The sequence below is a fragment of the Salmonella sp. SAL4457 genome (assembly GCF_046548235.1).
Lineage (GTDB): Bacteria > Pseudomonadota > Gammaproteobacteria > Enterobacterales > Enterobacteriaceae > Salmonella > Salmonella enterica.
This window is the reverse complement of record NZ_JBGDZO010000001.1, coordinates 466,545-493,309: the sequence shown is the minus strand read 5'-3', so window position 1 is coordinate 493,309 and position 26,765 is coordinate 466,545. Positions and strand designations below refer to the sequence as shown.

The 26,765-nt window shown below is 53.0% G+C and carries 27 protein-coding genes; 13 read left to right on the top strand and 14 right to left on the bottom strand.

Features of this window, described 5'->3' with window-relative positions; genetic code table 11:
* Positions 1 to 76 precede the first annotated feature (76 nt).
* On the top strand, positions 77 to 1,810 hold the full coding sequence (locus tag ACLJNW_RS02625; RefSeq protein WP_000338376.1) for a potassium/proton antiporter: 1,734 nt from the start codon (positions 77 to 79) through the stop codon (positions 1,808 to 1,810).
* 62 nt (positions 1,811 to 1,872) lie between these two features.
* Here ACLJNW_RS02625 and dadX read toward each other — a convergent pair whose 3' ends face one another.
* Both dadX and ACLJNW_RS02615 read right to left on the bottom strand, forming a co-directional pair.
* Positions 1,873 to 2,943, bottom strand: coding sequence for a catabolic alanine racemase DadX (dadX, locus tag ACLJNW_RS02620; RefSeq protein WP_017465649.1), 1,071 nt, complete (start codon positions 2,941 to 2,943; stop codon positions 1,873 to 1,875).
* A gap of 13 nt (positions 2,944 to 2,956) precedes the next feature.
* Positions 2,957 to 4,255 (bottom strand): D-amino acid dehydrogenase, encoded by a 1,299-nt coding sequence (locus tag ACLJNW_RS02615; protein WP_001266937.1) that lies wholly within the window; start codon positions 4,253 to 4,255, stop codon positions 2,957 to 2,959.
* A gap of 322 nt (positions 4,256 to 4,577) precedes the next feature.
* On the opposite strand from ACLJNW_RS02615, the gene ACLJNW_RS02610 reads away from it, so the two are divergent.
* Entirely contained in the window at positions 4,578 to 6,110 is a 1,533-nt protein-coding gene (locus ACLJNW_RS02610; RefSeq protein ID WP_001240762.1) for a SpoVR family protein, read from the top strand.
* A gap of 46 nt (positions 6,111 to 6,156) precedes the next feature.
* Here the strand turns inward: ACLJNW_RS02610 and fadR are convergent, their stop codons facing one another.
* A complete protein-coding gene (gene fadR / locus ACLJNW_RS02605; RefSeq protein ID WP_000234826.1) occupies positions 6,157 to 6,876 on the bottom strand; it encodes a fatty acid metabolism transcriptional regulator FadR in 720 nt (239 codons plus the stop codon).
* A 219-nt stretch (positions 6,877 to 7,095) separates the two neighbouring features.
* Between fadR and nhaB the strand changes: the two genes are divergently transcribed.
* The 3 genes from nhaB to ACLJNW_RS02590 all read left to right on the top strand — a co-directional run bounded on the left by nhaB (position 7,096) and on the right by ACLJNW_RS02590 (position 9,763).
* Positions 7,096 to 8,640, top strand: coding sequence for a Na(+)/H(+) antiporter NhaB (gene nhaB / locus ACLJNW_RS02600; protein WP_000406428.1), 1,545 nt, complete (start codon positions 7,096 to 7,098; stop codon positions 8,638 to 8,640).
* Between the two features lie 141 nt (positions 8,641 to 8,781).
* Entirely contained in the window at positions 8,782 to 9,312 is a 531-nt protein-coding gene (gene dsbB, locus ACLJNW_RS02595) for a disulfide bond formation protein DsbB (protein WP_000943475.1), read from the top strand.
* A gap of 109 nt (positions 9,313 to 9,421) precedes the next feature.
* Positions 9,422 to 9,763 carry a DUF1971 domain-containing protein gene (locus ACLJNW_RS02590; RefSeq protein ID WP_000018968.1) on the top strand — a complete coding sequence of 114 codons (342 nt, stop codon included), beginning with the start codon at positions 9,422 to 9,424 and terminating at the stop codon, positions 9,761 to 9,763.
* Positions 9,764 to 9,834: 71 nt separating this feature from the next.
* Here the strand turns inward: ACLJNW_RS02590 and ACLJNW_RS02585 are convergent, their stop codons facing one another.
* The 5 genes from ACLJNW_RS02585 to ACLJNW_RS02565 all read right to left on the bottom strand — a co-directional run bounded on the left by ACLJNW_RS02585 (position 9,835) and on the right by ACLJNW_RS02565 (position 12,230).
* A complete protein-coding gene (locus ACLJNW_RS02585; protein ID WP_001083582.1) occupies positions 9,835 to 10,008 on the bottom strand; it encodes a GnsA/GnsB family addiction module toxin in 174 nt (57 codons plus the stop codon).
* 191 nt (positions 10,009 to 10,199) lie between these two features.
* Positions 10,200 to 10,337 (bottom strand): hypothetical protein, encoded by a 138-nt coding sequence (locus tag ACLJNW_RS02580; RefSeq protein WP_001670760.1) that lies wholly within the window; start codon positions 10,335 to 10,337, stop codon positions 10,200 to 10,202.
* A gap of 351 nt (positions 10,338 to 10,688) precedes the next feature.
* Positions 10,689 to 11,135, bottom strand: coding sequence for a YcgN family cysteine cluster protein (locus ACLJNW_RS02575; RefSeq protein WP_001285703.1), 447 nt, complete (start codon positions 11,133 to 11,135; stop codon positions 10,689 to 10,691).
* 92 nt (positions 11,136 to 11,227) lie between these two features.
* Positions 11,228 to 11,887 carry a fumarylacetoacetate hydrolase family protein gene (locus ACLJNW_RS02570; protein ID WP_001519895.1) on the bottom strand — a complete coding sequence of 220 codons (660 nt, stop codon included), beginning with the start codon at positions 11,885 to 11,887 and terminating at the stop codon, positions 11,228 to 11,230.
* A 49-nt stretch (positions 11,888 to 11,936) separates the two neighbouring features.
* Positions 11,937 to 12,230 carry a YcgL domain-containing protein gene (locus ACLJNW_RS02565; RefSeq protein ID WP_001525604.1) on the bottom strand — a complete coding sequence of 98 codons (294 nt, stop codon included), beginning with the start codon at positions 12,228 to 12,230 and terminating at the stop codon, positions 11,937 to 11,939.
* A 125-nt stretch (positions 12,231 to 12,355) separates the two neighbouring features.
* Here ACLJNW_RS02565 and minC point away from each other — a divergent pair, with 125 nt between their 5' ends.
* Genes minC through minE form a run of 3 tightly spaced genes read left to right on the top strand, consistent with a single transcriptional unit; the run spans position 12,356 to position 14,169 of the window.
* A complete protein-coding gene (gene minC, locus ACLJNW_RS02560; RefSeq protein ID WP_000072527.1) occupies positions 12,356 to 13,063 on the top strand; it encodes a septum site-determining protein MinC in 708 nt (235 codons plus the stop codon).
* Between the two features lie 23 nt (positions 13,064 to 13,086).
* A complete protein-coding gene (minD, locus tag ACLJNW_RS02555; protein WP_000101047.1) occupies positions 13,087 to 13,899 on the top strand; it encodes a septum site-determining protein MinD in 813 nt (270 codons plus the stop codon).
* A 3-nt stretch (positions 13,900 to 13,902) separates the two neighbouring features.
* Positions 13,903 to 14,169, top strand: a complete 267-nt coding sequence (gene minE / locus ACLJNW_RS02550) for a cell division topological specificity factor MinE (RefSeq protein WP_001185666.1) — start codon at positions 13,903 to 13,905, stop codon at positions 14,167 to 14,169.
* A 121-nt stretch (positions 14,170 to 14,290) separates the two neighbouring features.
* Here minE and rnd read toward each other — a convergent pair whose 3' ends face one another.
* The 5 genes from rnd to ACLJNW_RS02525 all read right to left on the bottom strand — a co-directional run bounded on the left by rnd (position 14,291) and on the right by ACLJNW_RS02525 (position 20,697).
* Positions 14,291 to 15,418 (bottom strand): ribonuclease D, encoded by a 1,128-nt coding sequence (gene rnd / locus ACLJNW_RS02545; protein WP_023204230.1) that lies wholly within the window; start codon positions 15,416 to 15,418, stop codon positions 14,291 to 14,293.
* A gap of 72 nt (positions 15,419 to 15,490) precedes the next feature.
* Complete coding sequence (fadD, locus tag ACLJNW_RS02540; protein WP_012664561.1) at positions 15,491 to 17,176, bottom strand: long-chain-fatty-acid--CoA ligase FadD; 1,686 nt, start codon at positions 17,174 to 17,176, stop codon at positions 15,491 to 15,493.
* A gap of 204 nt (positions 17,177 to 17,380) precedes the next feature.
* Positions 17,381 to 17,962 (bottom strand): Slp family lipoprotein, encoded by a 582-nt coding sequence (locus tag ACLJNW_RS02535; RefSeq protein ID WP_000290594.1) that lies wholly within the window; start codon positions 17,960 to 17,962, stop codon positions 17,381 to 17,383.
* A gap of 71 nt (positions 17,963 to 18,033) precedes the next feature.
* A complete protein-coding gene (gene tsaB / locus ACLJNW_RS02530) occupies positions 18,034 to 18,729 on the bottom strand; it encodes a tRNA (adenosine(37)-N6)-threonylcarbamoyltransferase complex dimerization subunit type 1 TsaB (RefSeq protein ID WP_001221014.1) in 696 nt (231 codons plus the stop codon).
* A 57-nt stretch (positions 18,730 to 18,786) separates the two neighbouring features.
* The gene (locus tag ACLJNW_RS02525) at positions 18,787 to 20,697 is read right to left on the bottom strand and encodes an ATP-dependent DNA helicase (protein ID WP_024154649.1); all 1,911 of its coding nucleotides are present in this window, start codon (positions 20,695 to 20,697) and stop codon (positions 18,787 to 18,789) included.
* Between the two features lie 131 nt (positions 20,698 to 20,828).
* On the opposite strand from ACLJNW_RS02525, the gene ACLJNW_RS02520 reads away from it, so the two are divergent.
* The gene (locus tag ACLJNW_RS02520; protein WP_000029550.1) at positions 20,829 to 21,173 is read left to right on the top strand and encodes a RidA family protein; all 345 of its coding nucleotides are present in this window, start codon (positions 20,829 to 20,831) and stop codon (positions 21,171 to 21,173) included.
* A gap of 5 nt (positions 21,174 to 21,178) precedes the next feature.
* Here the strand turns inward: ACLJNW_RS02520 and ACLJNW_RS02515 are convergent, their stop codons facing one another.
* Positions 21,179 to 21,358 carry a YoaH family protein gene (locus ACLJNW_RS02515; protein WP_000457328.1) on the bottom strand — a complete coding sequence of 60 codons (180 nt, stop codon included), beginning with the start codon at positions 21,356 to 21,358 and terminating at the stop codon, positions 21,179 to 21,181.
* An 80-nt stretch (positions 21,359 to 21,438) separates the two neighbouring features.
* Here ACLJNW_RS02515 and pabB point away from each other — a divergent pair, with 80 nt between their 5' ends.
* The 4 genes from pabB (at position 21,439) to ACLJNW_RS02495 (ending at position 26,752) form a co-directional block, all read left to right on the top strand.
* On the top strand, positions 21,439 to 22,803 hold the full coding sequence (gene pabB / locus ACLJNW_RS02510; RefSeq protein ID WP_072209491.1) for an aminodeoxychorismate synthase component 1: 1,365 nt from the start codon (positions 21,439 to 21,441) through the stop codon (positions 22,801 to 22,803).
* A 3-nt stretch (positions 22,804 to 22,806) separates the two neighbouring features.
* A complete protein-coding gene (locus ACLJNW_RS02505) occupies positions 22,807 to 23,385 on the top strand; it encodes a CoA pyrophosphatase (protein ID WP_000381534.1) in 579 nt (192 codons plus the stop codon).
* Positions 23,386 to 23,648: 263 nt separating this feature from the next.
* Positions 23,649 to 25,013 carry an L-serine ammonia-lyase gene (gene sdaA, locus ACLJNW_RS02500; protein ID WP_000624274.1) on the top strand — a complete coding sequence of 455 codons (1,365 nt, stop codon included), beginning with the start codon at positions 23,649 to 23,651 and terminating at the stop codon, positions 25,011 to 25,013.
* 137 nt (positions 25,014 to 25,150) lie between these two features.
* On the top strand, positions 25,151 to 26,752 hold the full coding sequence (locus ACLJNW_RS02495) for an EAL domain-containing protein (protein WP_001192519.1): 1,602 nt from the start codon (positions 25,151 to 25,153) through the stop codon (positions 26,750 to 26,752).
* The last annotated feature ends 13 nt before the right edge of the window (positions 26,753 to 26,765 follow it).

Genomic DNA, 26,765 nt, shown 5'->3' with positions numbered 1-26,765 from the left:
AGTAAAACGCTGCCCTGGCCGTTATTATGTTAATGTTAAATAATACGAAGTCGTGTGAGTCAGGAGATATAAAACGTTGGATGCTGCAACAATTATTAGTCTATTTATTTTAGGTTCCATCCTTGTAACCAGCAGTATCCTGTTAAGTTCATTCTCATCGCGACTGGGTATCCCGATTCTGGTCATTTTCCTCGCCATCGGGATGTTAGCGGGTGTGGATGGCATTGGCGGTATTCCTTTCGATAATTATCCTTTCGCTTATATGGTCAGTAACCTGGCGCTGGCGATTATTTTACTCGATGGCGGAATGCGCACCCAGGCCAGCTCTTTCCGGGTAGCGCTGGGCCCCGCGCTGTCGCTGGCGACGCTCGGCGTACTGATCACGTCGGGGTTAACAGGTATGATGGCCGCCTGGCTGTTTCATCTAGATCTTATCGAAGGTCTGCTTATCGGCGCGATAGTCGGTTCCACTGACGCCGCAGCGGTCTTTTCTCTGCTTGGCGGCAAAGGGCTAAACGAACGTGTAGGCTCCACGCTGGAGATCGAATCGGGAAGTAACGACCCGATGGCCGTTTTTCTGACCATTACATTAATTGAGATGATCCAGAAGCATGAAACCGGCCTGGACTGGATGTTTGCCGTCCATATTATCCAACAGTTCGGTCTCGGTATTGTTTTTGGCCTGGGCGGCGGTTACCTGCTACAGCAGATGATCAACCGTATTTCTCTGCCCAGCGGCCTGTATCCGATGCTGGCGCTCAGCGGCGGTATTCTGATTTTTGCTTTGACGACCGCGCTTGAAGGCAGCGGCATTCTCGCGGTCTATCTGTGCGGATTCCTGTTAGGAAACCGCCCGATTCGCAACCGTTACGGCATCCTGCAAAACTTTGACGGACTAGCCTGGCTGGCGCAGATCGCGATGTTCCTGGTTCTGGGGCTGCTGGTGACGCCTTCCGATCTGTGGCCGATTGCCGTCCCTGCGCTTATTCTCTCCATCTGGATGATTTTCTTCGCCCGCCCACTGTCGGTGTTTACCGGCCTGCTGCCATTTCGCGGCTTCAATCTTCGGGAGCGCATTTTCATCAGTTGGGTCGGACTGCGCGGCGCGGTGCCGATTATTCTCGCCGTTTTCCCGATGATGGCCGGGCTTGAAAACGCTCGCCTGTTCTTTAATGTCGCTTTCTTTGTGGTACTGGTGTCGCTGCTTCTGCAGGGAACATCGCTGTCATGGGCGGCGAAAAGAGCCAAAGTGGTCGTGCCTCCGGTTGGCTGGCCAGTATCGCGCGTGGGGCTTGACATCCATCCTGATAATCCGTGGGAGCAATTCATCTATCAGTTGAGCGCCGACAAATGGTGCGTCGGCGCGGCGTTGCGCGACCTGCATATGCCGAACGAAACTCGCATTGCCGCGCTATTTCGCAATAATGAACTGTTTCACCCCACGGGTAGCACTCGCCTGCAGGAAGGCGACGTACTCTGCGTGATTGGCCGGGAGCGCGATCTGCCAGCGCTGGGCAAATTGTTTAGCCAGTCGCCGCCGGTTTCGTTAGATCAGCGTTTCTTTGGCGATTTTATCCTCGAAGCGAATGCGAAATTCGCCGACGTGGCGCTTATCTACGGGCTGGAAGAAGGAACGGAATACCGGGATAAACAACAAACCCTGGGTGAAATCATACAGCAACTGCTGGGCGCTGCGCCGGTCGTCGGCGATCAGGTGGAGTTTGGCGGCATGATTTGGACGGTAGCTGAAAAAGAAGATAACGTGGTACGCAAGATTGGGGTACGCGTCGCCGAAGATGAAGCAGAATAAGGTCGCCGGACAACGTCGACCCGCCCCCAGGTGGACCGGTCGACGCCTTAGCCTGAGTCAGGTTACGTTGTCACAAACGGCACGCGCGGCGCTACGGCGCACAGTAGCTCATAGCCCAGCGTACCTGCCGCAGAGGCGACATCATCGACCTTAATTTCTTTGCCCCATAATTCAACCGGCGTGCCGATTCCCGCCTGCGGACACGGCGTCAAATCCACCGCCAGCATATCCATTGAAACGGTGCCTACTGTTCTGGTACGGATACCGTCCACCAGCACAGGCGTCCCGGTCGGCGCATGGCGTGGATAGCCATCGGCATAACCCGCCGCGACGATGCCAATGCGTTGTTCCTGAGTCACAGAATACCTTCCGCCATAGCCTACCCTTTCACCCACGCTCAACGTCTGCACGCCAATAATTTCGCTACTCAGCGTCATCACGGGTTTTAGTCCGGTATCGGCAATATCCCGCCACTGTCCTGACGGCGACGCGCCGTACAAAATAATGCCCGGCCTGACCCAGTCATAATGCGCCTGGGGATGCCACAGCGTCGCTGCCGAATTTGATAACGAGTATGAACACTGCAGGCCTTCTGTCGCCAGCGCAATACGCCTCATCGCCTCCCCGATACCTTCCGGATGATCGGCCTGAGCAAAATGTGACATCAGGGTCATTTCACCGACATTGCGCATTGCCCGCAATTGCTGCCAGACGGTCTGCGCCCGCTCATGCTGAAAACCGAGTCGGTTCATGCCGCTGTTGACTTTGACATAGATATCCAGCGGCGCGTTAAGCCGCGCATTTTGCAGCGCTTTCAACTGCCAGTTACTGTGGATGCAGGTGGTCAGCCGATAAGTGTCATACGCCTCCAGGTCTTGCGCATGGAAAAACCCCTCCAGCATCAATATCGGCCCTTTCCACCCGCGCTCACGCAGGGTAATCGCCTCTTCAAGGTTGAGCATAGCGAAACCATCTGTGGCGCCCAGCGCGCTCCAGACGCGTTCAATACCGTGGCCGTAGGCGTTGGCTTTCACTACCGACCAGACGCGCGCCTCTGGGGCCGCCCGGCGCACAATAGCCAAATTTTGTTTCATTACCTGTAAATCAAGGCTGGCCTGTATAGGGCGGGTCATTTCACTTCCTTTATCAGTTATGCGCGCTATGCAAACGTTGCGGGGGGGTGGGCGTAAAATCGGAACGGTATCGCGCCACGCTCAGATCGTCGTAGGGTATCGCTGGCGTGCGACCCGACAAGATATCGCTTAACAACTGGCCTGAACCGCAGGCCATCGTCCAGCCTAAGGTGCCGTGTCCAGTATTAAGCCACAGATTTTTATAACGGGTGCGTCCTACTACCGGCGTGCCGTCCGGCGTCATGGGGCGCAGGCCGGTCCAGAATGTGGCCTGCTCAATATGACCGCCGCGCGGAAAGAGATCGCGCACAACCATCTCCAGCGTCTCGCGGCGCGGTTGCAGTAAGTCGGTATTAAAGCCCACGATTTCCGCCATTCCCCCCACGCGAATACGCTTATCAAAACGCGTAATAGCGATTTTGTAGGTTTCATCAAGAATCGTCGATACCGGCGCGCCGTCTGGCTCGACGATTGGGATGGTTAATGAATAGCCTTTCAGCGGATACACCGGGATATCAACAATGCCTTTAAGCATCGCCGTCGAATACGATCCAAACGCCATAACATACGCATCTGCTTTAATGATCTCATCGGCGCATTTCACGCCGTAAATCTGATCATTTTCGTACAGTAATTTTTCCACGGGAGTATTAAAGCGAAAGGTTACGCCCGCCTGCTCCGCCATGCGCGCCAGACGCTGGGTAAAGAGCTGACAGTCCCCGGTTTCATCATTCGGTAAGCGCAGTCCGCCGGTTAATTTATGCGCAACCTCAGCCAGAGCGGGTTCAACTTCCGCCAGTCGGCTGGATTCCAGGAGCTGATACGGCACCCCGGCATCTTCCAGCACGGCGATATCACGGGTGGCGTTCTCATACTGTTGCGCGGTGCGGAAGAGTTGTAGCGTTCCCCCCTGGCGGCCTTCATATTCGATACCGGTCGCGGCGCGTAGCGTTTTCAGACAGTCGCGACTATATTCCGCCAGGCGCACCATGCGGCCTTTATTTTCCATATAATGCCGGGTATCGCAGTTACGCAGCATTTGCCACATCCACTTCAGTTGAAATGGGGTGCCATCCAGACGCACCGCCAGCGGCGCATGGCGCTGGAACATCCATTTTATCGCCTTCAGCGGTACGCCAGGGGCCGCCCAGGGCGCCGCATATCCCGGTGAAATTTGTCCGGCATTCGCCGCGCTGGTTTCTTGCGCCGGGCCGGATTCGCGATCGATGACGGTGACATCATGCCCCGCCTGACTCAAGTACCAGGCGCTGGTCACGCCAACTACGCCACTCCCCAGGATGACAACTCGCATAGCCACTCCGTTAATAGTAAAAGAACAATCTTCTGATTACATCTTGATAACCCAGATGAAAATATTATTCAACATATGACTTTTTTATGGTGACGTGCTTCACATATACCCTAAAGACAAGCGATCCCACTGGTTTGGGATCTCCTGCTACGCGGCATGGCTATACAGCATAAAATGATGCCAATACCCGATTTTTTGCCGTTCAATGTGGAGGAAATCGCAAAGAAAAGTTTTCACGATCAAGTCGTTTTTTAACATGGTGTTCTATGCTTGAAAGGAGGCGCTCCATACAGAGAGCGTCGCCAACAATGAGGGTGCGCGAATGGCAATGATTGATTCCATGAACAAGGACACCACACGTTTGAGCGATGGACCCGACTGGACATTTGATCTGCTGGATGTCTATCTGGCAGAGATAGACCGCGTGGCGAAGCTCTACCAACTGGATACTTACCCGCACCAAATTGAAGTCATCACTTCCGAACAGATGATGGACGCCTACTCCAGCGTCGGGATGCCGATCAACTATCCGCACTGGTCGTTTGGCAAAAAGTTCATTGAGACGGAACGTCTGTATAAGCATGGTCAACAAGGACTGGCTTATGAAATTGTGATCAACTCTAATCCCTGCATTGCCTACCTGATGGAAGAGAACACCATCACCATGCAAGCGCTGGTCATGGCGCACGCCTGTTACGGCCACAACTCCTTTTTTAAAAATAATTATCTCTTCCGGAGCTGGACGGATGCCAGCTCTATCGTCGATTACCTGATTTTCGCCCGGAATTACATTACCCGCTGTGAAGAACGCTACGGAGTGGATGAAGTAGAAAAACTGCTCGACTCCTGCCACGCGCTGATGAATTACGGCGTCGATCGCTATAAGCGCCCGCAGAAAATCTCGTTGCAGGAAGAGAAAGCGCGACAAAAAAGCCGGGAAGAGTATCTACAAAGCCAGGTGAATATGCTGTGGCGCACGCTGCCAAAACGCGAGGAAGAAAAAACTGTCGCCGAAGCACGCCGCTTTCCCGCTGAACCGCAGGAAAACCTGCTCTATTTTATGGAGAAAAACGCCCCGTTGCTCGAGCCGTGGCAGCGCGAAATTCTGCGCATCGTGCGTAAAGTCAGCCAGTATTTTTATCCGCAGAAACAGACGCAGGTCATGAACGAGGGCTGGGCGACCTTCTGGCACTACACCATCCTGAACCATCTGTATGATGAAGGCAAAGTGACGGAACGCTTTATGCTGGAGTTTTTACACAGCCATACCAATGTCGTATTTCAGCCGCCCTATAATAGCCCCTGGTATAGCGGAATTAACCCCTATGCGCTCGGCTTTGCCATGTTCCAGGATATCAAACGTATTTGTCAGTCGCCCACGGATGAAGATAAATACTGGTTTCCGGATATTGCCGGTTCCGACTGGCTGGAAACGCTGCACTTCGCCATGCGCGATTTTAAAGATGAAAGCTTTATCAGTCAGTTCCTGTCGCCAAAAGTGATGCGTGATTTCCGTTTCTTCACGGTACTTGATGATGACAGGCATAATTATCTGGAGATCTCCGCCATTCATAACGAAGAAGGTTATCGGGAGATTCGATCAAAACTGTCGTCACAGTATAACCTGAGCAACCTGGAGCCGAATATTCAGGTCTGGAATGTGGATTTACGCGGCGACAGATCGCTGACGTTGCGTTATATCCCGCATAACCGCGCACCGCTGGATAAAGGCCGCAAAGAGGTGCTGAAACATGTGCATCGGTTATGGGGCTTTGATGTGATGCTGGAGCAACAAAATGAGGATGGCAGCGTAGAACTGCTGGAGCGTTGTCCGCCGCGCATGAACATGCTGTAATCGAGATGCTGCCCGGTAGTGTTTGCGCTTACCGGGCATCGCGGGATTATCGTCCCTGAATCGCTAAATCGCCGGGCAGATTTTTCTGCATCCGATGCCAAATCTCGCCGCTGTCATGCCCGTAACGTCGCACCGTTTCATACACCTGGTCGTGCGCGCCCTGCTCGCATAACGACGATAATTTATGATAGAAACCCAGTGCCAGACTGCGCGCTTCCGGATTGGCGAAATAGTGGCGACCAATGCGGGTGTATAACCCTTTCATGCCGTTCAGGATCAAGCCGTAAATAGGATTGCCGGAGGCGAATGCCAGACCACGAAAGATGTTATAGTCCAGATCGGCGAATGCATCGGCATGGTCGGCCACTTCGTGGGCAGTGGCCAGTACTTCCTGCGCCTTATCCGGGTGTTGACGCAACGCGGTACGAATAAAGATAGTAGAAATATTGGTACGCACCGACAACAAATTGTCGATCAGTTGCGGAACGCTTTCATGATCAAGGCGGGCCAGCGTTTCAAGGATATTCAGCCCTGACGTTTCCCAAAAATTATTAACCTTTGTCGGTTTGCCATGCTGAATGGTCAGCCAGCCATCTCGCGCCAGCCGCTGTAACACCTCGCGTAATGTCGTGCGCGTCACGCCGATCAGTTCGGAGAGTTCTCGTTCTGCCGGTAAGATCGTGCCAGGAGGAAAGCGGTTATTCCAGATACTTTCAATAATATACTCTTCCGCGAAACCCGCCGGGCTCTGCGCCTTAATGACCATAGTGAGATTTCCATTACACAGCAAAACATAGTTGTACTCATCATACCAGACGGGCGTAACACCTGATAGCGGACGCAATGAAGAAAAAGGGGATCAAGGCACCATTTCTGATATCGCCTGCCAATATCGTTAAGGACTTGCTTGCATTCGTCGCGCTCGCTACTCTCTGTGTTTAAACATAAAAACGCTATTTCATTTTTCTAGGTAAGGAAAAATTTCATGGAGATCTCATGGGGTCGCGCCATGTGGCGCAACTTTTTAGGCCAGTCGCCCGACTGGTACAAACTGGCACTACTTGTCTTTTTAATTATTAACCCATTCATTTTCTTAGCTAATCCCTTTATTGCCGGTTGGCTGCTGGTGGCAGAGTTTATCTTCACCCTGGCGATGGCGTTAAAGTGTTACCCCCTGCTGCCCGGCGGGTTACTGGCCATTGAAGCCGTCATCATCGGCATGACCAGCGCCGCCCATGTACGTGAAGAGGTTGCCGCCAACCTGGAAGTCTTGCTGCTGCTGATGTTTATGGTGGCAGGCATCTACTTTATGAAGCAGTTATTGCTGTTTATTTTTACCCGTCTGTTACTCAGTATCCGCTCGAAGATGGTTCTGTCGCTGGCCTTTTGCGTCGCCGCCGCGTTCTTGTCGGCTTTCCTTGACGCGCTTACCGTCGTTGCGGTGGTGATCAGCGTCGCCGTCGGTTTTTACGGGATTTACCATCGTGTGGCCTCATCGCGCGGCGAAGAGAACGATATGCTGGACGACAGCCATATCGATCCGCATTACAAAACGGTGCTGGAGCAATTCCGCGGATTCTTACGTAGCCTGATGATGCATGCAGGCGTGGGGACGGCGCTGGGCGGCGTCATGACCATGGTCGGGGAGCCGCAAAACCTGATCATCGCTAAAGCGGCTGGCTGGCATTTCGGCGACTTCTTTTTGCGGATGTCGCCTGTCACCGTCCCGGTACTGGTATGTGGACTGTTAACCTGTATGCTGGTCGAGAAAATGCGCTGGTTTGGCTATGGCGAAACGTTGCCCGAAAAAGTCCGCGACGTTTTACAGCAATTCGACGATCAAAGCCGTAAGAAGCGCACCCGCCAGGATAAAATTAAACTAATAGTCCAGGCGATTATTGGCGTCTGGCTGGTTACCGCCCTCGCCCTCCATCTCGCGGAGGTGGGACTGATTGGTCTGTCGGTCATTATTCTGGCCACCGCGTTAACGGGTGTCACCGATGAACACGCCATCGGCAAAGCGTTTACCGAGTCGCTGCCGTTTACTGCGCTGTTAACCGTTTTCTTCTCCATTGTGGCGGTTATTATCGATCAACATCTTTTCGCGCCGATTATTCAGTTCGTCTTGCAAGCCTCTGAACACGCGCAGCTAACGCTGTTCTATCTCTTTAACGGCCTGTTGTCTTCCATCTCAGATAACGTCTTTGTCGGCACCATTTATATCAACGAAGCGAAGGCGGCAATGGAAAACGGCGCTATCAGCTTAAAACAGTTTGAGCTTTTAGCCGTGGCCATCAATACCGGTACTAACCTGCCATCGGTAGCGACGCCAAATGGTCAGGCGGCATTCTTATTCCTGCTGACCTCCGCGCTGGCGCCGTTAATCCGTCTCTCCTATGGCCGTATGGTCTGGATGGCGTTACCGTACACTATCGTACTGACCCTGATAGGGCTACTGTGCGTCGAATTCACTCTTGCGCCGGCCACCGAATGGATGACTCAGGCAGGATGGTTAGCAACGCTTTCGTAACGTTTGACCGGGCAATACACCGCCCGGCTCCGATTTTTGCCTGATAATTATCCAATTACACATTATTTCATTTCCCGCTAGTGGCGCACGAATTGAATTGGTTTACACTGCGGTCTCTACGCATGTTGCAGGGAAATTATTATGTTGCGATTTTTAAACCAGTGCTCACGGGGTCGGGGCGCATGGTTACTGATGGCGTTTACCGCCCTGGCGCTGGAAATGGTGGCGCTGTGGTTCCAGCACGTCATGTTACTTAAACCTTGCGTGCTATGTATTTACGAACGTTGCGCCCTGTTTGGCGTGATGGGCGCGGGTCTGGTCGGCGCAATAGCGCCGAAAACGCCGCTGCGATACGTGGCAATGGTTATCTGGATTTACAGCGCCTGGCGGGGTCTACAACTGGCGTATGAACATACGATGATTCAGTTGCATCCCTCGCCGTTCATGACCTGTGACTTTATGGCGCGCTTTCCAGACTGGTTGCCGTTGGGTAAATGGCTGCCACAGGTGTTTGTGGCATCCGGTGATTGCGCCGAACGCCAGTGGTCGTTTTTAACGCTGGAGATGCCGCAATGGCTGTTGGGGATCTTTGCCGCTTACCTTGTGGTGGCGATAGCCGTCGTCATAGCCCAGGCATTTAAGCCTAAAAAACGCGACCTGTTCGGTCGTTGATACACACGCTCCTTCGGGAGCGTTTTTTTTTGCCCGAAGCGTTGTTTGCCAGTGATTAAAAGGTGTATATTAAATACATCTTTTAATCACCACATCAGGGAGATGTCTTATGTCCCACTTACGCATCCCGGCAAACTGGAAAGTTAAACGCTCTACCCCCTTTTTCACCAAAGAGAATGTTCCGGCGGCACTGCTCTCTCATCACAACACAGCGGCAGGCGTTTTCGGACAACTCTGCGTGATGGAAGGCACCGTGACCTACTATGGCTTTGCGAATGAAACCGCGACAGAACCCGAAGTGAAAGTGGTGATTAATGCCGGGCAATTCGCCACCAGTCCGCCGCAATACTGGCATCGGGTAGAGCTGAGCGAGGATGCGCGGTTCAACATTCATTTTTGGGTAGAGGAAGACCATCAGGGCGAGGAAATGTATCAACAGAAAAAAGCCTGACATCGGTAAACCAGTCACCACTGGGCGGCGTCCCGCCCAGTAGCCAGGTGATTAATGGCGCTAATTAAACGCTAGAGTAGTTTAATTTTAACGTGGTATCCCTCAAGCCCTTTCATCGTTTCTCGCGGCGCGAACTCTATTTCGGAAACCTCTTGCCCGGTTTTCTTCCGTAGTTCGGCGACCTTTTTGCTAATGAGTGCCGCGATTTCCTCTTCTGCTTTATGTGTCAACTCTTCGCTGTTCATTGATTTCCTCCTTTGAACTCGCAAACGGCTAAGCGCAATAAGACAGTGTCGTCATGGACGCGCTACTATTTTAACGTACAAAAAATTATAGGCTATCTTTCTGAGGATTATCAGGATGTTTCACTTTAGAAGATGTAAAAAACCGCCTGGCACAGACGGTGCATCAGGCGGTTGGTTAATAGCACAAGACGCTATCTACGAGGATCTTCAACCTCATTCTGGGTATCCGGGTCGAGAGGATCGTCTCCCACTGGCGTATCCGGAATATTTTCACCAGGAAGCGGCTCATCCTCTGGTAATGGATCGACTAAATCAGGACGTTCAGACATAAAGCCTCCAACGAACCATAGTTATTAAAGATACCCTACAGCACTACTTTTGGTTTTTCTTTGGATTTTTTCCTTCGTCTTCGGGTGTCTTATCAGGCTTCCTGGGCTGATCCTTTGAAACGCGCAACGGTTGGTTATTCATGGGGTAACTCCTCAGGATAGGCAGCGATATACTGCTTTGAAAGTATAGAGTCGCCGCCATACGTGCGCGAGCGCAGCGACAAGGCGCGTCAGGGAAGAATAGAAGGCAGTGATAACGCCAGGTGACGGAATTTGCACGCAATTCCTGGCTTCAGGGGCCGCCCGGCGTAAATTAAAGAATTGTAAACAATCAGCCGTTTTGCCGAAGACTTATTCTGCCCACGACGGTTTATTTAAAATATGATCCTGCCAGTCCCGTACTTCGGATTCTTTAACCGCGATATGACGGACAGAAATTCGCTCGCCATGCATAGCGGCTTTCGATCCAGTCAGCAGCGGATGCCACGTCGGCAAGGGCTTACCTTCCGCCAACAAACGGTAGGCGCAGGTCATCGGCAACCATTCAAAGTCTGGCAAGTTTTCGCGAGTGAGTTTGATACAGTCGGGTTCAAATTCAAAACGGCGTTCATAATGACGGCACTGGCACGTTTTGATATTTAATTGCCTGCACGCCACGTTGGTGAAGTAGATTTCATCTGTATCTTCATCCATCAGCTTATGCAGGCAGCATTGACCGCAGCCATCGCACAGCGACTCCCACTCGGCATCGGTCATTTCATCCAGGGTTTTACGTTGCCAGAAAGGTGTATCGCTCATTAAAGTATCCGCCATTGCACTAAAGCTGCACCTTATAACCAGTCTGGCCTGCAGATGCAAGTTTTACCGCCGCTGAAGGCGGCAAGCAGATTTTACAGAACGCGGGTAGACAACGTTTCGCCATTAAAACGAATGTCCAGCTCATCGCCGCTTAATAATGGCCCCACGCCTGCCGGCGTGCCGGTTAGCACCACGTCCCCGGCTTTGAGCGTAAAATAGCGGCTCATATAGGCGATAAGGGGCACAATAGGATGAATCATATCCGCGGTCGACCCTTGCTGGCGAACCTCGCCATTAACGTTAAGTCCGATAACCGTATTTTGCGGATCGCCGCAGAAGGCCGCGACAGGGATGAAGCCTGAAATCGGACATGCGTTATCAAAACCTTTGGCTTTTTCCCAGGGCTGTCCGGCCTTTTTCATTTTCCCTTGAATATCGCGCAGGGTTAAATCAAGCGCCACGCCATAACCGGCTATCGCTTTACGTACATGATCTTCGGTCGCCTGGCGGAGCGTTGCGCCAATCAGCACAGCAAGCTCAACTTCATGATGAACAGCCCCCATATCCGCCGGAATCGCCAGCGGCTGGCGAATATCACACAATGCGGTTTCCGGCTTGATAAAAAGCACGGGTTCTTCCGGCGTCGCGCTGCCCATCTCCTTGATGTGATTTGCGTAATTACTGCCCACGCAGACCACTTTACTTACCGGGTAATCAAGCAAGGCGCCTTGCCAGTTACGATGTTGATACATATTTTCCCCTAAGATCATGATGGAATTCAGGCGCGGCGCCGAATACCGTTTAACGGTCAGCGGGCGACGTATTTTGTCCTACCGAAGAAAGATGTTGTTTCAGCAAATCTTCCGGCGGCGGCGGCAATTGTAAATAATAGCCCTGCTCGCTTAACGCCTGTTTTACTTTTTCGAGCTCGGCATTGACTAATTTTTTACGTCCATCAAGCGGCAGCATCATCGCTAACTGCGGCTGACCGAATCCTTTCATCAACGCTTCAGGCACCCGCGAAAAATCGTCTTTTTTTTCGACATACAAATAGGTTTGATCGCGCTTGCTACTTCTATAGATCACACAAAACATACTTTTACTCTGAATTAACGGGATGGTGACTTGCCTCAATATAATACTGACTATAACATGCCTTCTGGACTTCGGAATATCACTCCGTATCGGAGATGATAAATAGCAAATTGAGTAAGGCCAGGATGTCAAACACGCCAATCGAGCTTAAAGGCAGTAGCTTCACCTTATCAGTGGTTCATTTGCATGAAGCGGAACCAGAGGTTATTCGTCAGGCGTTAGAAGACAAAATAGCGCAGGCTCCTGCGTTTTTAAAACACGCCCCTGTCGTTATTAACGTTAGCGGTCTTGAAAGCCCGGTAAACTGGCCGGAACTGCATAAGATCGTGACCTCAACCGGCTTACGCATTATCGGCGTGAGCGGCTGTAAAGACGCCAGCCTGAAAGTAGAAATCGATCGGATGGGTCTTCCTTTACTGACTGAAGGTAAAGAGAAAGCGGTTCGGCCTGCGCCCGTTGAGCCGGCAACGCCCAGCGAACCGCCGCAAAACGCTAATCCCATCACAAAAACGCGATTAATTGATGTTCCGGTTCGTTCCGGTCAGCGCATTTATGCTCCACAATGTGATCTGATTGTTACAAGTCACGTCAGCGCTGGCGCAGAGCTTATCGCTGACGGCAATATCCATGTCTATGGCATGATGAGAGGTCGCGCGCTGGCAGGAGCGAGCGGCGATCGGGAAGCGCAAATTTTTTGTACCCATCTGACGGCAGAACTGGTCTCTATCGCAGGTGTTTACTGGCTGAGTGATAAAATCCCGGCAGAATTTTATGGCAAAGCGGCGCGCCTGCGTTTAGCAGACAACGCTTTGACAGTTCAACCGTTGAATTGATCCCTTTTTAACAAGGAATTTTTATGGCACGCATTATTGTTGTTACTTCGGGTAAAGGGGGCGTTGGCAAGACCACCTCCAGCGCGGCCATCGCTACAGGTTTGGCCCAGAAGGGAAAGAAAACTGTCGTCATTGATTTTGATATCGGACTGCGTAACCTCGATCTGATTATGGGGTGCGAACGTCGTGTCGTTTACGATTTTGTAAACGTCATTCAGGGCGATGCGACACTGAATCAGGCGCTGATCAAAGATAAGCGTACTGAAAATCTCTTCATTCTTCCGGCGTCGCAGACCCGGGATAAAGACGCGCTGACGCGTGAAGGCGTCGCTAAGGTACTGGACTCACTGAAAGCGATGGACTTTGAGTTCATTGTTTGCGACTCGCCGGCGGGTATCGAAACCGGGGCGCTGATGGCGCTCTATTTTGCCGATGAAGCGATCATCACGACTAACCCGGAAGTCTCTTCTGTCCGTGACTCGGACCGTATTCTGGGTATTCTGGCATCGAAATCTCGTCGCGCAGAAAATGGCGAAGAACCGATTAAAGAACATCTCCTGTTGACGCGCTACAATCCAGGCCGCGTCAATAAAGGCGACATGCTCAGCATGGAAGATGTACTGGAGATTCTGCGTATTAAACTCGTCGGTGTGATCCCGGAAGATCAATCCGTACTGCGCGCATCGAACCAGGGCGAACCGGTGATTCTTGACGCCACTGCGGATGCGGGTAAAGCCTATGCAGATACCGTAGATCGTCTGTTGGGAGAAGAACGTCCTTTCCGCTTCATTGAAGAAGAGAAGAAAGGTTTCCTCAAACGCCTGTTCGGAGGATAAATTATGGCATTACTGGATTTTTTTCTCTCGCGGAAAAAGAGTACCGCTAATATTGCAAAAGAGCGGTTGCAAATCATTGTCGCGGAACGTCGCCGTAGCGATGCCGAACCGCATTATTTACCGCAGTTACGTAAAGATATTCTTGAGGTCATTTGTAAATACGTACAAATCGATCCGGAAATGGTTACCGTCCAGCTTGAGCAAAAAGATGGTGATATCTCCATCCTTGAACTTAACGTAACGCTGCCGGAAGCCGAAGAGTCAAAATAAGCTCTTTTATGGGAAAATTCCTGGATTAAAAAAGGCAGAAGAATCTGCCTTTTTTATTTTTTTACATTATTCCGAATACGGACATTTATTTCACTGGCCGTTTTCCCGGCAATTACCGTCGTTAACGCGGATACTCCTGCAACAGAAGAGTTAACTTCTCCGCCATCAGTTCGGCGCGCCAGCCGGAAATCAATTCCGGTTGCCCATTTTGCGGTTTTAATTTCCAGTGCCAGTTAAGCAACTGATTAATCTGCCGACGCGATGCCAGTAGCTCGCCGCTGACGTGATGCGACGCGCTCACCTCCGCCACCAGCGCTTTGATGGCCTTAAACGCTTTGCGATAGCCCGGCATGTCCATCAGATTCAACAGGGGTTCCGGCAATGCCTCTTCCGGTAGCGCCTGTGCTTTCGCCACCAGCGATATCAACGTCTTGCCGTGAAAACGAATCTCGCTGCCGGAAAGCCCCAGGCTATCCAGCTCACCGAGACTGCCCGGCATATAACGCGCGACCGCCCACAGGTTTTCTTCACGCACAACAAAGTTCACCGCCATATCGCGCTCACGCGCCTTACGTAGCCGCCAGTCAGCTAAAAGTTGCAGACAGGCTAACTGGCGAGTACGCAGTTGCCAGGCATTGGTGATATCCCGCCATGCTTCTTCCGGCGCCTGAATCTCCTGACGACGCTGCTGCATCAACCGACATTCATCAAGCGCGGCAGGCAGCCATCCTGCGGCTTCAGTTTCAATCATCAGCTTTTTGGCGATCGGTAACAGATACCAGACATCCGCCGCCGCGTATTCACACTGACGCTCGCTTAAAGGCCGGGCTAACCAGTCGGTACGAGACTCGCTTTTGTCCAGCGCCACGCCCGTATACTCTTCTACCATCGACGCAAAACCCCACGACAGCGGACGCCCGCAAAACGCCGCCAGAATTTGCGTATCAATCAGGGGTTCCGGCAGTTCGCCAAACGCATTCAGAAATACTTCCAGATCTTCGCTACCCGCGTGCAGAAATTTGGTGATTCCCGTATCGCGCAGCACCGCTTTGAACGGCGACCAGTCGCTGATGCCGAGCGGATCGATCAGGGCGACATTTGCCCCGTCAAATAACTGGATCAATCCTAACTGCGGGTAATAGGTGCGGGTACGGACAAATTCCGTATCTAAAGCAATAGCCGGACATGCTCGGACAGCTTCACACAGGCTCGCCAGCGCATCGTCCGTTTCAATCATTTGGTAATTCAAATCGTGTTCTCTTTGGTTCGCGCCAAAAAAAACGCCGGCTTAACCGGCGTCTCTCGTTAGCTGACTTAACGCTCAGGCTTTATTGTCTACTTTGCCACGGGCTTCGTCACGCAGTTCTCGTCGTAAAATTTTCCCAACGTTAGATTTTGGTAATTCCTCGCGAAACTCGACCTGTTTGGGCACTTTATATCCGGTCAGATGGCGACGGCAGAAGGTGATCAACGCATCGTCAGTCAATGCTGGATCTTTCTTAACCACAAAAAGCTTCACCGCTTCGCCGCTACTACCGGAAGGCACGCCAACCGCCGCGACTTCCTGCACGCCAGAATGCTGCATCACCACATCTTCAATTTCGTTTGGATAAACGTTGAAACCAGAAACCAGAATCATATCTTTCTTACGATCGACAATCCGCAGAAAGCCGTCTTCATCCATAACCGCAATATCGCCCGTATGCAGCCAGCCATCTTTAATGATTTCATCCGTCGCGTCAGGACGCTGCCAGTATCCCAGCATAACCTGCGGGCCTTTCACGCAAAGCTCTCCGGCCTCACCCGGCGCGACTTCGTTGTCATCGTCATCCACCAGTTTGGCTTCTGTTGACGGTACTGGCAGGCCGATACTGCCGCTGTGATAATCAATATCATGCGGGTTGACGCTCACCAGCGGGGCGCACTCGGTCAGCCCGTAGCCTTCCAGCAGGTATTGCCCGGTCAGCTTTACCCAACGTTCCGCAACGACGTTTTGCACCGGCATCCCGCCGCCGGCTGACAGATGCAGCGAAGAAAAATCCAGCTGTTGAAACTCTTTATTATTGAGCAGGGCGTTGAATAGCGTATTAACGCCAGTCATCGCCGTAAATGGATATTTCGCCAGCTCCTTGACCAGACCGGGGATATCACGCGGATTGGTAATCAGCAGGTTTTGCCCACCCAGCTCGATAAAAAGCAGACAGTTCATGGTTAAGGCAAAAATGTGATACAGCGGCAGCGCGGTCACTACCAGCTCTTTCCCCGGGTGCAGCAGCGGCCCATAGGTTGCTTTCACCTGCTCCAGATTCGCCAGCATATTGCGGTGGGTCAACATCGCGCCTTTCGCCACGCCCGTCGTACCGCCGGTATATTGCAGGAAAGCCAGATCTTCAGCGATAACCTCGGGTTTGACATACTGCATACGGTAGCCATGCTGTAGCGCGCTGCGAAACGAGATCGCATCTGGCAAGTGGTATTTTGGCACCAGACGCTTGATGTATTTCACGACAAAGTTAACAACCGTACCTTTGGCGGTTGAAAGCTGGTCGCCCATCCGCGTCAGAATAACGTGCTGTACCGACGTTTTCTCGACCACTTTTTCCAGCGTATGGGCAAAGTTAGAAACAATAATGATTGCCGCCGCGCCGCTATCGTTAAGCTGATGCTCAAGTTCGCGCGGCGTGTACAGCGGGTTAACGTTCACCACAATCATGCCGGCGCGTAAAATACCAAATAGCGCGACGGGATACTGCAACAGGTTTGGCATCATCAGCGCCACACGGTCGCCTTTTTTGAGTCCCAGCCCTTGTTGTAAATAAGCCGCAAATGCCCGACTACGTTCTTCTAATTTACGGAAGGTCATTACCTCCCCCATATTGACGAACGCAGGCTGATCGGCATAGCGCGTCGCCGCATGTTCAAACAGTTCAACCAGGGATTGATAACGGTCAGGGTTGATCTCCGCCGGAACATCAGCAGGATAACGGTTAAGCCAAACCTTCTTCAATGCATCACCTCTAAAATGAGTGTTCGTCGTCATCACAACCCCAGTTAATAAACAAGTCGTTAACATTATATTAACTCAGCGTACCAGTTTATTAATTACGCAACTGAAAGGTTGCGAAGCGCGTCACTATTTATTTTTATTATGTCTCTATGAATGCAGAAACAGCGGACCAGCCGCTGTTTCTTTTATTGATAAAACAAAGATTTACTCTGTTACTATCGTCTGAACCTCTGCGGGTCCAGGGTTATACCACCCCCAACCGCCATAGCCATAAGGCCAGGCGCGTCCGCCGTAAAACCACGGATCGATCGGCTGTGGAGGCATGACGACCTGCTGAACAAGATGCCAGCGTTTATAACCGGTAGCCTGCATCAGCATAAATTTATACGGCGTATTGCCGATTTTACCGTCAACCGTGCCGGTTATCGGGCCAACAACGGTAACTAACTGGCCACGGAAGTCCACCGGGTCCAGAAAACCGTTCACATCGGCAAAAATTCTGCCGCGCGAGGCTTCGCCCAGAACAGGACGCGCGCCGCTATCAAGCGGTACGGTCGCGATTTCAAGCCGGGTTTTTCCCTGCTGATTTTGCACCGCCACAACTTTGCCGCCGAAACGCGCCTCTTGCCCGATATAGAGCTGTGGCGCATTCATCACCCGCACCAAATCCTGCTGTGGCGTCGGACTCGAACCTTTAATGGCATCCGGGATAGTCACGCAACCGCTCAGCATAAGCGCAAAAGCGCACGCCAGCGCCCCTTTTATTAACCGTTTTTGAACCGCCATGATGCGACTCCTTTTTCTCGACCTCTATTCCACCCCACAGCATAAAGTATGGGGGGTAATAGTAGTGAGAGTCATTCTTTGCCGGGAAGTTTCTTCCACGCCACTTCGTTACGCAAATAAACCGGCTCGGCATGTTCCACGGCAACGGTCTCTCCTGCCGCCAGCTTTTGACTGGCGATGGGCAGCATATCTTCCGCTGCCGGGAGCGACACCTCCCCATCATGAAGCGTCAGGCCGCACTCCTTCGCCAGATCGGGCCACGCGGACCAACCCGTTCCTACCGTCGCCCACTCGCCGGAAAGCTGTTTCAACCGCTCGCCGACTCGTTCCGGTTTCAACACCGCTTCCGTCTCTTCGCCCTGCCAGACGCCCTGCGCATCACGCTGGTATTCCGCCCAGTACACTTCGCCCATCCGCGCATCAATCGCGGCGAGTACGCGGGTCGCGCCGGTTTTACGCCATGCACCCTGCGCCATCGTGGCAAGCGTTGAAACACCGATCATCGGCAGATTTGCCCCTAACGCCAGCCCTTGCGCAATACCAATGCCGATACGCACGCCGGTAAAGCTGCCCGGACCGCGCCCAAACGCCAGCGCATCTATCTCATTGAGCGAGGCGCCGCTGGCGGCCAGAATCTCCTGCACCATGGGCAGGATACGTTGAGTGTGTTCTCGTGGACAAAGCTCAAAGTGAGCATTGATAGTACCGTTGTTCCACAGGGCGACAGAACAGGCCTCTGTGGCGGTATCGATAGCCAGAATTCGCATGAGGTTTCGTGCTTAGATCAATAAAATAGCGCGCATCTTACCATACTCCGTAACAAATTACTCGGCGGATGGAATCGCAAGAAAGCGAACGGCACGGGCGATATCACGCGTGCGCGGCGCAGGAGGCAGGCTGGCGAGAAACGTGGCGCCATAGGGCCGCATCACCAGCCGGTTATCACAAATCACTAACACCCCGCGATCGTCCGCATCGCGAATCAGCCGCCCTACTCCCTGCTTCAGCGTAATCACCGCGTCGGGCAGTTGAACCTCATCAAACGGATCGCCGCCGCGCAAACGACAGTCTTCCATTCGCGCTTTTAACAGCGGGTCGTCCGGGGAGGTAAACGGCAATTTGTCGATAATCACCAACGATAACGTATCGCCGCGCACGTCCACCCCTTCCCAGAAGCTGCTGGTGGCGACGAGCAGTGCGTTGCCGGCGTTAACAAATTGCTGTAACAGTTGGCCTTTACTGGTTTCCCCTTGCAACAATACCGGCAGCGTCATGGTGGCGCGAAACTGCTCCGCCAAATCGCGCATCATGGCGTGTGAGGTGCACAGCATAAAACATCGCCCGTTATTGGCTTCAATAATCGGCCTGAGCATAGCCGCCAACTGTCGCGCCGCGCCGGGCTGGTTGGTTTGCGGTAGGTTACGCGGTACGCAGAGTAACGCCTGGCGCGTATAGTCGAATGGGCTGGGCAGCAGCATGGATTCTGCCTGTTCAATTCCCAGACGGGCGGTAAAGTGGTGAAGATCATCATTTACCGATAACGTGGCCGAGGTAAAAATCCAGCTACCGGGTTTCTGTTCCATCACCTCTTTGAATTTGTCCGCCACGGTGAGCGGCGTCAGCGCCAGGGTGAAATGGCGCGAGGTGCACTCATACCAGTAGCTGTATCCCGGCTGATTGATCTCTTTTAAGCGTTTCAGCCGTGAACGGTATAGCGTGGCGCGTTCAAAAGCCGCATCCAGCAGCGCCGAACGGCCCAGCGACAGCTTTGCCACGTCGTAACAAAGCTCCAGCGTATCATCCAGCAGTAAAAATGCCCGTTGGATACGCGAGTCGGCTAACAGTTCACGCAAATTTCCCCGGTAGCCGGGCTCCCCCAGTTGCAGACGAAAATCCTGGGCGCTCTGGGCAAGGCGATCGGCGCATTTTTGCAACTGTTGAGTGTCTTTCAGTTCCGTCCGGTAGGCGATGGTGATGTCTTTTGCTAAATCCAGCAACTGACGGCTGGAGAGCGATTGTCCGAAATACTGGCTGGCAATGTCAGGCAGTTGGTGGGCTTCATCGAAGATCATTACTTCAGCCTGAGGGATAAGTTCGCCAAACCCGCTCTCTTTAACCACCATATCCGCAAGAAATAGGTGGTGGTTTACAATCACCACATCCGCGTCCATCGCCTTTTTACGCGCTTTCACCACAAAGCACTCTTTGTAGAGCGGGCAATCGCTGCCAAGGCAGTTGTCGTTGGTACTGGTGACCAGCGGCCAGGCCTGGGAATCTTCCGCCACGCTGACGCAGGTGCTGATATCGCCATCCCGCGTTTGATTTGACCAGGAGCGCAGCAATATCACGTCGCTTAACGTTTGTACCGGTAAATCGCCGCCCGCCAGCGCTTGTTGTTCCAGACGCTCCAGGCAGAGGTAGTTTGAACGTCCTTTCAACAGGGCCGTCTTACCGGTAAACGCCAACGCTTTTGCTACCGTCGGCAGATCACGGCTGTAGAGTTGATCCTGCAACGCTTTCGACCCGGTCGAAATAATGACTTTTTTCCCGGCGCGCAACGCCGGAGCGAGGTAAGCATAGGTCTTCCCGGTTCCGGTGCCGGCTTCAACAACCAGAGGCTGCGCATTTTCAATTGCTTGTGTTACGGCAACCGCCATTTGTCGCTGTGGTTCGCGCGGTTTAAAGCCGGTTATCGCTTTGGCCAGTTGGCCATCTGCTGCAAAATCGTCCGTCACACTGCCCCCTGTTAATTTGCACAGGGGATTATGTCAGGGTAGAAAGGCTTACGCCAGTTACAGAGGTGACGGCGGCGCCACATTGTGGCAGTCTTGAGCCATTCAAATGGAAAGCAAATGAGGAATAAGTGATGTCTATCGTGCGTATTGATGCCGAAGATCGTTGGTCAGACGTGGTGATCTACAATAATACGCTGTGGTATACCGGCGTGCCGGAAAACCTGGACGCCGATGCTTTTGAGCAAACGGCGAATACTCTGGCGCAAATTGATGCGGTGCTGGAAAAACAGGGCTCCAGTAAGTCACGTATTCTGGATGCCACTATTTTCCTGAGCGATAAAGCGGATTTTGCCGCCATGAATAAGGCGTGGGATGCGTGGGTCGTCGCAGGCCATGCGCCGGTACGCTGTACCGTACAGGCCGGGTTAATGAATCCGAAATATAAAGTTGAGATTAAGATTGTCGCGGCGGTATAAGCCGGTTATTCGTCTTCATCCTCAAAACGCGCCACTATCCGTTCGCCGGTATGGTTGGCGCGAAGTTCGCCCGCCACCTGGGCAATCGCTTCTCCGCTACTCATACCTTGCGACATCAATTCCTGGATACGTTCTACGGCTTTTTGCTGTTGTTCATGACTGAGTGAAGGTAAACCTGCAAACATGATTAACTCCTGCTAAATTGTTAGCGCTAATTATTTCACGCTACCCGGCGGTAAGCCAGTAGTGTTGTAACGAGTCAGGAATGATGAAGACGTTATCTCCCACTGTTATCACCTTACCCTGGCGTCCGGACGCCGCTGAACACTATTTTGCGCCCGTAAACCATTTGCCCTGGGCGATGCTGCTGCATTCAGGTGATGCTATTCATCCCTATAACCGCTTTGATATTCTGGTCGCCGATCCTGTCACCACGCTGACCACGCGCGCGCAGGAAACCACGGTATGTACTGCGCGCACGACTACCGTCACTCTCGACGATCCGTTACACGTTTTGCAGACTCAACTGGAGGCGCTGCCTTTTCATCCTCAGCCTGACCCTGACTTACCCTTTCAGGGCGGCGCGCTGGGTCTGTTTGGTTATGATTTAGGGCGGCGTTTCGAAATTCTGCCCGATACTGCCGCGCGCGATATCGTTTTACCCGATATGGCGATTGGCCTTTACGACTGGGCGCTGATTGTCGATCACCATAAACAGGTAGTATCGCTGATAAGCTATCACGATGCAGACGCCCGATATCGCTGGCTCACCAGCCAGCGCGCGCCGACCCGCACGCCCTTCAGGCTTACCTCGGCCTGGCAATCCAATATGACGCGTTGCGAGTATGGCGAGAAGTTTCGTCAGGTGCAGGCCTGGCTGCACAGCGGGGACTGCTATCAGGTCAATCTTTCCCAGCGTTTTCAGGCGAGCTACGAGGGTGATGAGTGGCAGGCTTTCGAACACCTTAACCGCGCAAATCGCGCCCCGTTCAGCGCCTTTCTTCGTTTACATGACGGCGCCATATTGAGCCTTTCTCCCGAGCGTTTTATCCAACTGGAGAATGGTCATATTCAGACGCGCCCGATCAAAGGTACGCTTCCACGGCTTAACGATCCGCAGGCGGATCGTCAGCAGGCGCAGAAACTGGCCAACTCAATGAAAGATCGCGCTGAAAATTTGATGATCGTCGATTTGATGCGTAACGATATTGGCCGGGTCGCCGTACCGGGTTCGGTGAAAGTGCCGGAACTGTTCGTCGTCGAACCATTTCCTGCCGTTCACCATCTGGTTAGCACCATTACCGCCCGTTTACCGGACTCGCTTCATGCCACCGATCTGCTGCGCGCGGCTTTCCCCGGCGGCTCCATTACCGGCGCGCCTAAAGTGCGGGCGATGGAAATTATCGACGAACTGGAGCCGCAGCGACGCAACGCCTGGTGCGGTAGCATCGGTTATCTGAGTTTCTGCGGCAAGATGGATACCAGTATTACTATCCGCACCGTCACGGCAACGCAGGGCCAACTCTATTGCTCAGCCGGCGGCGGTATCGTGGCCGATAGCGACGAAGAAGCGGAATATCAGGAAACTTTTGATAAAGTTAATCGTATCCTGCACCCACTGGAGAACTAATACGTGGATACCAGCCGTCTGACGCTCGATCATTTCTTATCGCGCTTTCAGCTTTTGCGCCCGCAGATGCCCCATGAAACGTTGAATCAACGTCAGGCCGCCGTACTGATCCCTGTGGTTCGCCGCCCCCAGCCGGGGCTGCTATTGACCCAGCGGGCTATTCATTTGCGCAAACACGCCGGACAGGTCGCCTTTCCCGGCGGGGCCGTGGACAGTACCGATGCTTCGCTTATCGCCGCAGCGCTTCGCGAAGCGCAGGAGGAAGTCGCCATCCCGCCGCAAGCCGTGGAAGTGATTGGCGTTTTACCGCCGGTAGACAGCGTGACCGGTTTTCAGGTCACCCCGGTGGTCGGCATTATTCCGCCAAATCTCCCCTGGCGCGCCAGTGAAGATGAAGTGTCTGCGGTGTTTGAAATGCCGCTGGCGCAAGCGTTGCAACTGGGGCGATATCATCCGCTTGATGTTTACCGTCGCGGCAATTCGCACCGCGTATGGCTCTCCTGGTATGAGCATTATTTCGTCTGGGGCATGACCGCAAACATTCTTCGTGAGCTGGCGCTGCAAATTGGCGTAAAGCCCTGACTGTACACAACGCCATTCACGTTGCCTCAAGGCGGTAACAATCGCCTCCCCCAAAGAGGCAGCCTGAAGGGCAACGTGTATATACTTAACTTTACGCGCGTAAGACACGACTTGAGATTACTGTCGCAATATTAGTAAAAACGCGGTTATTCATTAGTTTAATTCATGTGAATAGTTAAGCTGATGCCAGCGTTCCCTCTTACACTATGCGCAGTTATAACATCGTAACCGGAAGCCCCGGTTGCCCTGTCAGGAGTATTATCGTGATTAGCCTATTCGACATGTTTAAGGTAGGGATTGGTCCCTCCTCTTCCCACACTGTTGGCCCGATGAAGGCCGGTAAACAGTTCGTCGATGACCTGGTCGAAAAAGGATTACTGGATAACGTTACCCGCGTCGCTGTCGATGTCTACGGCTCGCTGTCGCTGACGGGGAAAGGTCACCATACCGATATCGCCATTATTATGGGTCTGGCGGGTAATGAACCCGCTACCGTGGATATTGATAGTATCCCCGGTTTTATTCGCGACGTCGAAACGCGCGAGCGTCTGTTACTGGCCCAGGGACGTCACGAAGTCGACTTCCCGAAAGATGACGGAATGCGTTTTCACAACGGCAATTTGCCGCTGCATGAAAACGGGATGCAGATCCACGCCTGGCATGACGACACGGTCATTTATAGCAAGACGTACTATTCCATCGGCGGCGGCTTTATCGTTGATGAAGCACATTTCGGCCAGGAAGCGACGAATGAGGTTACTGTACCTTATCCGTTTAAATCGGCGAAAGAAATGCTGGAGTATTGCAACAGCACCGGCCTTTCACTCTCCGGCATGGTGATGCAAAACGAACTGGCGCTGCATAGCAAGAAAGAGATTGAAGAGTATTTCGGTCACGTCTGGCAAACCATGCAGGCTTGTATTGATCGCGGTATGAATACCGAAGGCGTTCTGCCGGGGCCGCTGCGCGTACCGCGTCGCGCCTCCGCGCTGCGTCGTATGCTGGTTTCCAGCGATAAGCTTTCCAGCGATCCGATGAACGTCATTGACTGGGTGAACATGTTTGCTCTGGCGGTGAACGAAGAGAACGCCGCAGGTGGTCGCGTCGTGACGGCGCCAACCAACGGCGCGTGCGGCATCGTGCCTGCGGTACTGGCTTACTACGACCATTTTATTGAGTCTGTCAGCCCGGATATTTACACCCGCTACTTCCTGGCGGCAGGCGCTATTGGCGCGCTGTATAAGATGAACGCGTCTATTTCCGGCGCGGAAGTCGGCTGTCAGGGCGAAGTCGGGGTCGCCTGTTCGATGGCGGCGGCAGGCCTTGCTGAACTGTTGGGCGCCAGCCCGGAACAGGTTTGCGTTGCCGCTGAAATCGGCATGGAGCATAACCTGGGGCTGACCTGCGACCCGGTTGCCGGTCAGGTGCAGGTGCCGTGTATTGAGCGTAACGCCATTGCTTCGGTTAAAGCGATCAACGCTGCGCGTATGGCCATGCGTCGAACCAGCGCGCCGCGCGTCTCGTTGGATAAAGTCATCGAAACGATGTACGAGACCGGAAAAGACATGAACGCCAAATACCGTGAAACGTCGCGCGGCGGGCTGGCTATTAAAGTCCAGTGTGATTAAACGCCGTTTCCCCTCCCTTCGCCCATCTGCTACGGATGGGCGAAATTTTTATCTCTTCCTCGTCGACTCCACGTTTCCCCACTACACTTGCTGTGTCGCGGTTGGCTTTTGTCGCCAACGCTTATTGGGCGGCCCGCATGCAAACAGCACAACGGATCATCAATCATTATCGCCGTAATCGTTTCATTGTTTGCACGATTTGTGCACTGGTCACGCTCATTCTTACGCTGAGCATCCGATTTATTTCGGAGCGGAACTTAAATCACCATCGCACGGTTGCATTCGCGAATCATGCCGTTGATGCGCTGGATAATGTGCTGCATCCTCTCCTGGTCGGACGAAACATACTGCTACCCTTACTTGAGCTTCCGTGCGCGACCGCGCATTTGCCGTTGCGTAAGCAAGCCGCCCGCCTGCAAACCATTCGTTCTATCGGGCTGGTAAAAGAGGGAATTCTCTACTGCTCAAGCATTTTTGGCGCCCGTAACACTCCCATACGCCAGCTTCAGCCCGATCTTCCCGCAGCTGGCGATCTGCTGCTACTTTCCACGGACCAATCGTTACTCAAGGGAAGCCCGATCCTCATTCAGTGGTATCCCGCCTCTGCCGATGGCCAGGATGGCGTGATGGAAATTGTGAATATTGACTTGCTGGCGACTATGCTACTTGAGCCGCAGCAGCCGCAAATTACCAGCGCCAGCCTGACGGTCGGCAAACGGCACCTGTTATATGGTCGGGGCGTGGTCGATACTCTTCCGGAATTAAAAAAAGATGAAGAGCGTTACCAGCTTTCATCGCGGCATTTCCCTTTTACTATCAGCGTCAGCGGGCCGTCGGCAGGCGTACTGGCGTTCAAACATCTCCCGACACAGTTACCGCTGGCCGTATTGCTTAGCCTGTTGATCGGTTATATCGCCTGGCTGGCAACGGCCAGCAGAATGAGCTTTTCCTGGGAGATTAATCTGGCCCTTGCCGAACGGGAGTTTGAGCTATTTTGTCAGCCGTTGCTTAATGCCCGCACGCAGCAGTGTACCGGCGTTGAGATCCTGTTACGCTGGAATAACCCGCGCCAGGGCTGGATCTCACCGGATGTTTTTATTCCTATCGCCGAGGAGCATAACCTGATAGCGCCGCTGACCCGCTATGTGATTGCGGAAACCATTCGGCAGCGGCACTACTTCCCCATCAACCATCAGTTTCATATCGGCATCAATGTGGCGGCAAGCCATTTCCGACACGGCGTGCTTCTCAAGGATCTTAATCAGTACTGGTTTAGTGCGGAACCTGTTCAGCAACTGGTGCTGGAGCTCACGGAACGCGACGCGTTGCTTGACGTTGATTACCGCCTGATGCGCGAGCTGCATCGTAAAGGCGTGAAGTTAGCCATCGATGATTTTGGCACAGGAAACAGCTCGCTCTCCTGGCTGGAAAAACTGCGGCCGGATATTTTGAAAATCGATAAATCCTTCACCGCCGCCATCGGTACCGATGCGGTCAATTCAACGGTGACCGATATTATTATCGCGCTGGGGCAAAGACTGAATATTGAACTGGTTGCGGAAGGGGTCGAAAACCAGACGCAGGCACAGCATTTGCGCCAGCATGGCGTGCAAATGTTACAGGGCTATCTCTATGCGAAGCCGATGCCCATTAGCGAATTTCCACAGTGGCTGGCGGGCAGCGCGCCGCCGCCCGCCCGGCATAACGGACAGATTATGTCCGCGATGCCGCATCTATAGACTTGATTCCTGC

Bases quoted from the DNA above. Each gene is read 5' to 3' on its own strand.
- dadX (WP_017465649.1), bottom strand. From the start codon at position 2,943: ATGACCCGCCCTATACAGGCCAGCCTTGATTTACAGGTAATGAAACAA.
- ACLJNW_RS02615 (WP_001266937.1), bottom strand. From the start codon at position 4,255: ATGCGAGTTGTCATCCTGGGGAGTGGCGTAGTTGGCGTGACCAGCGCC.
- ACLJNW_RS02610 (WP_001240762.1), top strand. From the start codon at position 4,578: ATGGCAATGATTGATTCCATGAACAAGGACACCACACGTTTGAGCGAT.
- fadR (WP_000234826.1), bottom strand. From the start codon at position 6,876: ATGGTCATTAAGGCGCAGAGCCCGGCGGGTTTCGCGGAAGAGTATATT.
- nhaB (WP_000406428.1), top strand. From the start codon at position 7,096: ATGGAGATCTCATGGGGTCGCGCCATGTGGCGCAACTTTTTAGGCCAG.
- dsbB (WP_000943475.1), top strand. From the start codon at position 8,782: ATGTTGCGATTTTTAAACCAGTGCTCACGGGGTCGGGGCGCATGGTTA.
- ACLJNW_RS02590 (WP_000018968.1), top strand. From the start codon at position 9,422: ATGTCCCACTTACGCATCCCGGCAAACTGGAAAGTTAAACGCTCTACC.
- ACLJNW_RS02585 (WP_001083582.1), bottom strand. From the start codon at position 10,008: ATGAACAGCGAAGAGTTGACACATAAAGCAGAAGAGGAAATCGCGGCA.
- ACLJNW_RS02580 (WP_001670760.1), bottom strand. From the start codon at position 10,337: ATGTCTGAACGTCCTGATTTAGTCGATCCATTACCAGAGGATGAGCCG.
- ACLJNW_RS02575 (WP_001285703.1), bottom strand. From the start codon at position 11,135: ATGAGCGATACACCTTTCTGGCAACGTAAAACCCTGGATGAAATGACC.
- ACLJNW_RS02570 (WP_001519895.1), bottom strand. From the start codon at position 11,887: ATGTATCAACATCGTAACTGGCAAGGCGCCTTGCTTGATTACCCGGTA.
- ACLJNW_RS02565 (WP_001525604.1), bottom strand. From the start codon at position 12,230: ATGTTTTGTGTGATCTATAGAAGTAGCAAGCGCGATCAAACCTATTTG.
- minC (WP_000072527.1), top strand. From the start codon at position 12,356: ATGTCAAACACGCCAATCGAGCTTAAAGGCAGTAGCTTCACCTTATCA.
- minD (WP_000101047.1), top strand. From the start codon at position 13,087: ATGGCACGCATTATTGTTGTTACTTCGGGTAAAGGGGGCGTTGGCAAG.
- minE (WP_001185666.1), top strand. From the start codon at position 13,903: ATGGCATTACTGGATTTTTTTCTCTCGCGGAAAAAGAGTACCGCTAAT.
- ACLJNW_RS02535 (WP_000290594.1), bottom strand. From the start codon at position 17,962: ATGGCGGTTCAAAAACGGTTAATAAAAGGGGCGCTGGCGTGCGCTTTT.
- tsaB (WP_001221014.1), bottom strand. From the start codon at position 18,729: ATGCGAATTCTGGCTATCGATACCGCCACAGAGGCCTGTTCTGTCGCC.
- ACLJNW_RS02520 (WP_000029550.1), top strand. From the start codon at position 20,829: ATGTCTATCGTGCGTATTGATGCCGAAGATCGTTGGTCAGACGTGGTG.
- ACLJNW_RS02515 (WP_000457328.1), bottom strand. From the start codon at position 21,358: ATGTTTGCAGGTTTACCTTCACTCAGTCATGAACAACAGCAAAAAGCC.
- pabB (WP_072209491.1), top strand. From the start codon at position 21,439: ATGATGAAGACGTTATCTCCCACTGTTATCACCTTACCCTGGCGTCCG.
- ACLJNW_RS02495 (WP_001192519.1), top strand. From the start codon at position 25,151: ATGCAAACAGCACAACGGATCATCAATCATTATCGCCGTAATCGTTTC.